Annotated in this window: 8 protein-coding genes; 1 reads left to right on the top strand and 7 read right to left on the bottom strand. The window is 43.4% G+C overall.

Going from position 1 to position 8,482, the window contains the following annotated elements; translation table 11 throughout:
* The 5 genes from WKF69_RS16995 to WKF69_RS16975 form a co-directional block, all read right to left on the bottom strand.
* Positions 1-765: nitrilase-related carbon-nitrogen hydrolase (locus WKF69_RS16995; protein WP_340383421.1), on the bottom strand; the 765-nt coding region annotated here is incomplete at its 3' end.
* A gap of 21 nt (positions 766-786) precedes the next feature.
* Positions 787-2,166, bottom strand: a complete 1,380-nt coding sequence (gene hydA, locus WKF69_RS16990) for a dihydropyrimidinase (protein ID WP_340383420.1) — start codon at positions 2,164-2,166, stop codon at positions 787-789.
* A 2-nt stretch (positions 2,167-2,168) separates the two neighbouring features.
* The gene (locus tag WKF69_RS16985) at positions 2,169-3,650 is read right to left on the bottom strand and encodes an NCS1 family nucleobase:cation symporter-1 (protein WP_340383419.1); all 1,482 of its coding nucleotides are present in this window, start codon (positions 3,648-3,650) and stop codon (positions 2,169-2,171) included.
* 6 nt (positions 3,651-3,656) lie between these two features.
* On the bottom strand, positions 3,657-5,003 hold the full coding sequence (locus WKF69_RS16980) for an aminotransferase class III-fold pyridoxal phosphate-dependent enzyme (protein WP_340383418.1): 1,347 nt from the start codon (positions 5,001-5,003) through the stop codon (positions 3,657-3,659).
* 72 nt (positions 5,004-5,075) lie between these two features.
* Complete coding sequence (locus WKF69_RS16975; RefSeq protein WP_340383417.1) at positions 5,076-6,533, bottom strand: CoA-acylating methylmalonate-semialdehyde dehydrogenase; 1,458 nt, start codon at positions 6,531-6,533, stop codon at positions 5,076-5,078.
* 280 nt (positions 6,534-6,813) lie between these two features.
* Here WKF69_RS16975 and WKF69_RS16970 point away from each other — a divergent pair, with 280 nt between their 5' ends.
* Positions 6,814-7,752 carry a type IX secretion system membrane protein PorP/SprF gene (locus WKF69_RS16970; protein WP_340383416.1) on the top strand — a complete coding sequence of 313 codons (939 nt, stop codon included), beginning with the start codon at positions 6,814-6,816 and terminating at the stop codon, positions 7,750-7,752.
* Here the strand turns inward: WKF69_RS16970 and WKF69_RS16965 are convergent, their stop codons facing one another.
* Positions 7,753-8,034, bottom strand: a complete 282-nt coding sequence (locus WKF69_RS16965; protein WP_340383415.1) for an ATP-dependent Clp protease adaptor ClpS — start codon at positions 8,032-8,034, stop codon at positions 7,753-7,755.
* Between the two features lie 54 nt (positions 8,035-8,088).
* On the bottom strand, positions 8,089-8,482 hold a 394-nt coding region (locus tag WKF69_RS16960), incomplete at its 5' end, for a RidA family protein (protein ID WP_340383414.1).

Genomic DNA, 8,482 nt, shown 5'->3' with positions numbered 1-8,482 from the left:
AAGAAGCTCATCCTTATCCTCAGAGGCCTGCGCGAAGATCTGTCCGCGTGGATCTACAAAATATGAAGATCCATAAAATCTCCCGAGGTTCCACGGCTTTTCTTCTCCCACACGATTTATGCAGCCCATGAAATAACCGTTTGCAGCAGCATGTGCTGGTTGCTCAAGTTTCCATAAATACTGGGACAAGCCTGCTACCGTTGCTGATGGATTGTAAACGATTTCAGCACCGTTTAGTCCGAGTACCCGTGCACCATCAGGGAAATGCCTGTCATAGCAGATATAAACCCCAATTTTTGCATAAGCTGTTTGGAATACAGGATAACCAAGGTTGCCTGGCTTGAAAAAGAACTTCTCCCAGAAGCCCGTTGTGTGCGGGATATGATTTTTCCGGTATTTACCCAAGTAGGTTCCATCGGCGTCAATAACTGCAGCTGTATTATAGAAAAATCCAGCCTGCTCTCTTTCATAAACCGGCACAATGATCACCATCTTATATTTTTTGGCATATTCAGCCATCAGATCGGTAGTGGGACCGGGAACGCTTTCGGCTGAGTCGTACCAGGCCTTGTCCTGTCCGGGACAAAAGTATGGGGTATTAAAGATCTCCTGCAAACACAAGATCTGTACGCCCTGCTCGCCAGCTTTTTCGATAAGGGGGATATGCTTTTTTAGCATTGCGTCTTTGATCTCATCAATGCTTCCTTCTCCCTCGGTTTTTGCCAGGCTCATCTGAATAAGACCCGATTTTACTATTCTTGGCATCTTTTAATTTTTAGATTGGGATCAAATGATTCCCGTTACTTTTTTACGTTTAATGAATTTTCCGTTGCCTTTCTCGGCAAGGCAAGTATTATTATCGATCACAACTTTTCCTCTCAGTAAAACTGTTTTAACTTTCCCTTTAAGCTTCCAGCCTTCATATGCAGAATAGTCGGTATTCATATGGTGTGTATCCACTGAAATAGCATGTTCTTCATTCGGGTCAAAAATGACCAGATCGGCATCAGAACCAATTCCAATAGTTCCTTTTTGCGGGAACATACCAAATATTTTAGCGGCGTTTGTGCTTGATACTTCCACGTATTTATTAATGCTGATCTTGCCGGTTTGAACTCCCTCTGAAAAAAGCAGTTCCATCCTATGCTCAATGGCAGGATGCCCGTTCGGGATCATCGAAAAGTCAGATTTTCCCATTTGCTTCTGCTCCCAGGTAAAAGGACAATGATCCGTTGCTACCACCTGAACCAGGCCCTGATTGATTCCGGCCCATAACGCAGTCTGATCTTTTTTCTCACGCAGCGGCGGGCTCATCACCCATTTAGCGCCATCAAAATCTTCTTCGTAAAGCGAAGCGTCCAATGTGAGATATTGGATGCAGGTTTCAGCAAAAACTTTCTGGTTCCGGAAAGTAGAATCCCTGATAGCATCCAAAGCTCCCTGACAAGTCATGTGCACGATATAACCAGGGCTTTTTGTATAATTGATCATATCGGCAAACCGCGCTGATGCTTCTGCTTCGGTAATTTCAGGTTGAGACAGGTAATGATATAATGGCGAGAGCTTTCCTTCTGAGCGATGTTTTGCAACAAGGAAATCAATCATATCACCATTTGTTGCATGGGCTGTTACGATGCCGCCCTGTTTTTTCACTTCTTCCATCAAGCCAACCATCTGCCTGTCGTCAACCATCAGTGATCCCTTGTAGGCCATGAAAGTTTTAAAAGACGTAATGCCCTCATCGACCATCTCTTTTATTTCCAGTTTGGTTTCGGGGTTGAAATCAGTAACTGCCATATGGAAACTATAATCGCCCACAGCTGTGCCATTCGCCCTGGACCGCCAATCCTTTAATGCATTTTTTAATGAATCACCCTGAGTCTGTAGAACAAAATCAATTACCATCGTCGTACCTCCGTACAGCGCAGCACGTGTTCCTGTTTCGTAACTATCACTAGAGAAAGTTCCCATAAAGGGCATGTCGAGGTGAACGTGAGGGTCAATGCCACCCGGGAAAATCATCATTCCGGTCGCGTCGATAACCTCGTCAGCTTCCTGCGACAGATCTTTACCTATGGTTTTTATCTCTTCACCATCAATGAAAATATCTGCGATATAATCTTCAGATGCTGTAATTATCCGGCCATTTTTAATCAGGACTGACAAAATTATTTTCCTTTCTTTAAAGTTTTCAATGCAGTATTTTTCATTTCAGTATTATTGGGTTTCATTAAAAGGTAGTACACAAACCCGGATATAAAGAATCCGGCAAACCATGCGTAATTGTAGATCCCGGATATCCCTGGCCAGACAGAGTCAGAGCTTATCAGTTTTACTTGCACCAGGAAACCCGGGACATTAGGCAGGATGCCCAGCACGATAGCAATAACGGCCTTCAAATTAAAACCGTTATTGTATCCATAAATGCCGCCAAACGCGTAAAGATCATCCACATTTAATAGTTTCCTCCGAATGAAATAATAGTCGGCGATCATAATTCCGCCTACAGGACCCAATAGGCTCGAATAAGCGATCAGCCAGGTGAAAATATAACCGTTAGGATCGGCAATAAGTTTCCATGGGAAGATTAATATGCCGATGATCCCGGTGATGTAGCCGCCAGTTTTGAAACTGATCTTAGCGGGAGATAAATTGGCGAAATCATTCGCAGGGCTTACCATATTGGCTGCTATGTTAGTAGCGAGCGTTGAAACCGCGACCGCGATCATCGCAATGGTTACCAATAGTTTACTTTCAAATTTTTCTGCGAGCACAAGAGGATCCCAGATCATTGTACCATAAATTATAACTGTCGCTGAGGTCACTACCACCCCAATGAATGAGAATAAGGTCATAGCCGACGGCAGTGCTATCGCTTGTCCGATGATTTGAGCACGCTGACTTTTTGCATAACGGGTAAAGTCGGGGATGTTAAGCGACAAGGTTGCCCAGAAGCCCACCATGCCGGTAAGGGCTGGAAAAAAGAAATGCCAGAAATCCGCAGAATTTGTAAATTTTGAAGGCTGATCCAGAATGGGACCAAGACCATTGCCAGCAGAAATTGCCCAAAATAACAACGCAAGTGCCGCAAATGGCAGAAAAAATGCCTTGAAGACCAAAAGCTTTTTTATACTATCGACTCCCAGGTATATCACATACATGTTCAGCAGCCAGAATAAAAAGAATGTAATAGCCGGGCCAGTTTCCAGCGTCCAGGATGCGGGAAATATCGGGCTCATAGTTCCCAGTGCTGGAAACCAGAGCCTTAACATCAGATAAAGGGCATATCCGCCTATCCATGTTTGGATACCAAACCATCCGCAGGCTACAATGGCTCTTAGAATTGCTGGAATATTTGCGCCTCTCACTCCAAAGCTAGCCCGGGCAAACACCGGAAACGGAATCCCATATTTAGCGCCTGCATGTCCATTGAGAATCATTGGTATAAGAACAACCGTATTGCCCAAAAATATCGTCAGAATTGCCTGCCACCAATTCATCCCGCCCTCAATAAGTGAGCTTGCCAGCATGTAGGTTGGAATGCACAAACTCATACTAATCCACAGTGCAGCATAATTCCAGGTATTCCAGCTTCTTTTATCAGCAGGAATTGGCGCCAGGTCTTCGCTATAGAGAGCTGAGGATTTCATTCAATTTTATTTAAGCGAATCGTCAGCAATTTTTAATGCCTCAGATATAATGGCAATACCTTCATCAATTTCACTTTTAGTTACAATTAGCGGAGGAGCAATAAAAATATAGTTCCATCTCACGAAAGTGTACATACCGAGTTCCTTAATTCGGGCAGCAACCTTATTCATCACGGTCATTTGATCCGGTTTTGCATTGAACGGTGCCATAGGCTCCTTTGTTTCTCTATCCTTCACAAGTTCAAGACATCCGAGTAAACCCGTGTTTCTCCAATCACCTATGCTTGGGTGTTTTTGCCTCAGCATTGCCACCTGCTCATCTACATATTTACCCATTACAACAGCATTTTCAATTAGATTGTCATCTTCATAGATATGAAGAGTTGCAAGGGCAGCCGCGCAACTAACAGGGTGCGCAGAATACGTTAGACCTAATGGAAGCACAGTATCGTCATATTTAGCTGCGATCCTATCCGACAGCATTAAACATCCGAACGGAAGATATCCGCAAGTTATTCCTTTTGCCATCACGATCATATCAGGAATAATATCATGGTTCTGAAATCCGAACCATTGACCAGTACGACCGAAACCACTCATAACTTCATCAGCGATAAGCAGGATGCCATTCTCATTACAGATCTTTCGAACTTGCTTTAGATAGCCATCGGGATATTGAAGGCATCCGGACGAGCCTGATTCACCTTCTAATATTATGGCAGCAATGGTTCCGGGTCCTTCAAAAGCTATTATCCGTTCCAACTGGAGAACTGCTTCTTTCAGGAGGGTTTCTTCACCGTAGTTCCAGCGATACGCTATTGGGAGATCAAAATGTATGAAATTAGGAGCTTGCTGCGAGTCCACAGGAAGTTTTCTGGGATCGCCGCTTGCTGAAATAGCTCCATAACTCGATCCGTGATATGATTGGTAACGGGTTAGGATCTTATGTCTTCCTGTATGTAATCTCGCCACTTTAATGGCATTTTCCATTGAACTTGCCCCGCAGAGAGTAAAAAATGCCTTATTGAGGTCACCCGGACAAATTTCCGCAAGTTTCTTCCCGAGCTCACCCCGAACTTCTGTGACACATGACGGAGTTACATAACTCACCTGCTGCATCTGTTTCACAACCGCATCTGTGATCCTCTGATCGCCATAGCCAATATTCACATTCATCAATCCAGATGAAAAATCTATGTATCGCTTGTCATCATGGTCGTAGAGGTAAACGCCTTTTCCATACTTCACCGCAATCGGATCAATACCCTTCTGTTTACTCCATGAAAACATGGTATAATCCAGGTTATCCTTAACAATATCTCTTGTCTGACTTCTATTTATAACTTCTGACATAACTATTTTTCTTCTTTTGATGATCGTTGCGTGAACACTTTCCACTCTCCACTCTCCATTTTCAACTTAGTTCTAGCTCATCCAATTTACCCCGGCCTGCGGATTCCATTTAGTGGTCGATTTTTTGAGTTTGGTCCAGAATTCAATAGAGCTTTTGCCGGTGATATCTCCAACCCCGAACCTGCTTTCATTCCAGCCACCAAAGGAAAAAGGCTCCCGTGGTACCGGCACACCTACATTAACTCCTACCATGCCCGCACTTGCGTGTTCGATAACGTATCGGGCCGCAGCGCCATTTTGCGTAAATACCGATGCGGCGTTCCCGTAGGGGTTATTGTTCTCAATAGCGAGTGCTTCGTCCAGTGTCTCGGTCCGCATGATACTGATCACCGGGCCAAAGATCTCTTCCTTAGCGACAGACATATCAGGGGTTACGTGATCTATTATGGTCGCACCGATATAAGTTCCTTTTTCTTTACCGCTAACCACTGTATTTCTGCCGTCAACAAGAATTTTAGCGCCCATTTTTTCTGCCTGATCGATGTAGCTTTCAATCCGTTTCTTGGATTCTTTGTTAATGACAGCTCCAAGATTTTGACCCGCAACCATTTTTTTTGCTTCAATACAGAGCTTAGCAATAATGTGATCAACGTCGCCCACTGCAACCATTGCTGATGCTGCCATACAACGCTGGCCGGCACATCCGCTCATGGATGCTGTTATGTTTTGTGCTGTCATGTCAGGAATAGCATCTGGCAAAACAAGTAAATGATTCTTGGCTCCGCCCAAAGCTAAGCAGCGTTTATAATTTTGGGTAGCCCTTCTGTACACTATTTTGGCAACTTTGGTTGAACCCACAAACGAAACAGCTTCGATATCCGGATGATCGCATATTGCATCAACTATTTCACTGTTTCCGTGAACAACACTTAATACTCCATCTGGCAAGCCTGCTTCCCTGAGCAACTCCGCGATACGTCCGATACTCAACGGGACTTTTTCGGATGGCTTCATGATCATGCAGTTTCCCAAAGCTATCGCATTTGGAATAGTCCAGCAGGGAACCATACTTGGAAAATTGAAAGGTACGATCGAAGCAACAACTCCCAGTGGGACGTGTTCCGTACGGCATTCTATACCTTTACTTACTTCCAGCAACTCCCCTGTAATTAATTGTGGGAGCGAGCATGCAAATTCTGTAAGCTCGATCGATTTCTCTATTTCGGCCATACCCTCTTCCGGTGTTTTCCCGTTCTCTTCAGAAACCAGGTTGGCTAGTTCAGTTTTGTTTTTCTCCAAAAGAGCTTTGAACCGGAAGAATACCTGTACCCGCTCTTTGATGGGAGTTTTGCCCCAGGTTTTAAAGGCTTCTTTAGCTGAAGAAACTGCTGCATTGAGATCAGTAGGTTTTGACATTGGTACAGTAGAAAGAAGTTTCCCGTCCACTGGAGATATTACATTTAATATGTCGCTATTCTCAGAATCAATAAACTGTCCTTTAATAAAATTCTGTACTGCCGGATATTTCATAGCTAATTTGGGTTTAGTCGGTAAGTATTCAGAGCTTGAGGGATCATGAATTTACTAAAACATTTCAATTAATTCAAAAATCCGTCGATCTGCCAGAGGTCATACATCATCCACAATTTCGCCCACAAGTCCTCCAAACAAATAAAGCCATTTTATATGACATTCAAATGAGCGATTGGTAGTACGATTAATGTAACCATTTCAATCGCCATGCGTAGAAGAACGCGAAGGTTACCCAGACTACCCGTCTAACCTTACTAACTTTTAACGTCATCTATCGATGAAAAAAACATTCCAACACTTAATCTTTCTCTCGCTTGCACTCGTAGTGGTGTTTGCTGGAATGAAATCTGCAAATGCTCAGCAGAAAGCCATGTTTACGCAATATATGTTTAACGGGTTGGTGGTGAATCCGGCGTATTCGGCAATAGATGAATCACTTAATATTACAGCTCTTGCCCGCCAGCAGTGGGTAGGATTTAAGGGGGCACCTAATACTCAAACACTTTCTATCCATAGTCCTATAAAAAGTTCGAACACTTCGGTTGGATTAATTTTAATGCGCGATCAAATCGGTGAAGTGATAAGGGATAATGGAGCATTTGCGACAGTAGCACACCGCGTTCAGATACAGGAAGGGACTTATCTCGCATTAGGAGTTAATGGCGGTATTAGTAAATATGTTGGCGAATATAGCCTCACCGGCAGTGCCTCAGCTTCTTCTGATCCGGTATTTGTTGATCAGAACAGTCTGAGAGGTAATTTTGGTATGGGCGTTATGTTATTTTCGGAGAAATTCTATGCTGGCATTTCATCTCCCTTCTTCTATTACCGGGATCTTGGAGGACAATCACCATCAGAAACAGCATACAAGCCGCATTATATTATGCAAGGAGGGTATCTTGCAACTATAAGTCCTGACGTAAAATTTAAACCGAATGTCCTGGTTAAATATGTAAGTGGTTCTCCTGTTCAGATAGACGTAAATGCTAACTTTTTGCTAAAAGAGACGTTATGGCTTGGAGGATCCGTTCGCTCAATGGATTCATTTGATGTTATCGCTGAACTACAGTTAACACCGAATATTCAATTAGGTTATTCTTATGATTTCACGACATCAAAACTCTCACGGGTGGAGAAGGGATCACATGAAATTGTACTTAACTTCAGAATTGGTTCTAAAGGATCCGAAAGTATGCTGGCCAGGTGTTATTTTTAATTACTCAACGCTAACCGTCAGACCTTCCTGCTGAAGGATTTTTCGGTAAACTTCAACTTCTGTAAAGGAACCTTCCAAAATAATGCATTTCCCGTCATTATGAACTGTCCACGCAATGCGTTCGGCTTGTTTGTCGGTATAGTCGAGATACTTTACCAGACAGTGGATCACGTGTTCAAATGTGTTTGTATCATCATTCCAAAGAATAAGGCGATGGCTGACTTTTAACGCTGTTAATACTTCTTCAAGCGTCAGAGTTTCTTCCTGTACCTGTGTTCCCATTTTACAAAAATACTGATTGGATACTGATTTCGGTATGTTAAATTCAGAATGCTCTTATTTTACAACTGCAGTCACTTCAATTTCGATGAGCAGATCAGGATCAATAAGGCGGTTCACCTCCACCATTGAAGCTGCAGGACGGATGTTAGAAAAATATTCGGCATGAGCTTTTCCGGCTTCCTCCCAACGCGAAATATCGGTAACATACATCCTCGTACGAGTTACGTCGGACATGCAAGCGCCTGCTTCTACCAAAGTTTTTTCGATCTTTTGAAGAATGAATTTTGTTTGCGCGTACAAATCGCCTTTCCCAATTAGCCTGTCGCCATCTACAGCTGTTGTTCCGGAAACTTCAATAATGTTTCCGATGCGCACGGCTCTGGAGTAACCCACCAGGTCCTCCCATATCGCTCCGGAGGAAATGTTAACCCGGTTGTTCTCCATGTCT

This window comes from Daejeonella sp. (genome assembly GCF_037719425.1).
Classification (GTDB): Bacteria; Bacteroidota; Bacteroidia; order Sphingobacteriales; family Sphingobacteriaceae; genus Daejeonella.
This window is presented reverse-complemented; position numbering and strand designations above follow the sequence as displayed.

What these genes read in the sequence shown, in the direction of transcription:
- WKF69_RS16980 (WP_340383418.1), bottom strand. Translation starts at nt 5,003, where the DNA reads ATGTCAGAAGTTATAAATAGAAGTCAGACAAGAGATATTGTTAAGGAT.
- WKF69_RS16975 (WP_340383417.1), bottom strand. Translation starts at nt 6,533, where the DNA reads ATGAAATATCCGGCAGTACAGAATTTTATTAAAGGACAGTTTATTGAT.
- WKF69_RS16965 (WP_340383415.1), bottom strand. Translation starts at nt 8,034, where the DNA reads ATGGGAACACAGGTACAGGAAGAAACTCTGACGCTTGAAGAAGTATTA.
- WKF69_RS16985 (WP_340383419.1), bottom strand. Translation starts at nt 3,650, where the DNA reads ATGAAATCCTCAGCTCTCTATAGCGAAGACCTGGCGCCAATTCCTGCT.
- WKF69_RS16970 (WP_340383416.1), top strand. Translation starts at nt 6,814, where the DNA reads ATGAAAAAAACATTCCAACACTTAATCTTTCTCTCGCTTGCACTCGTA.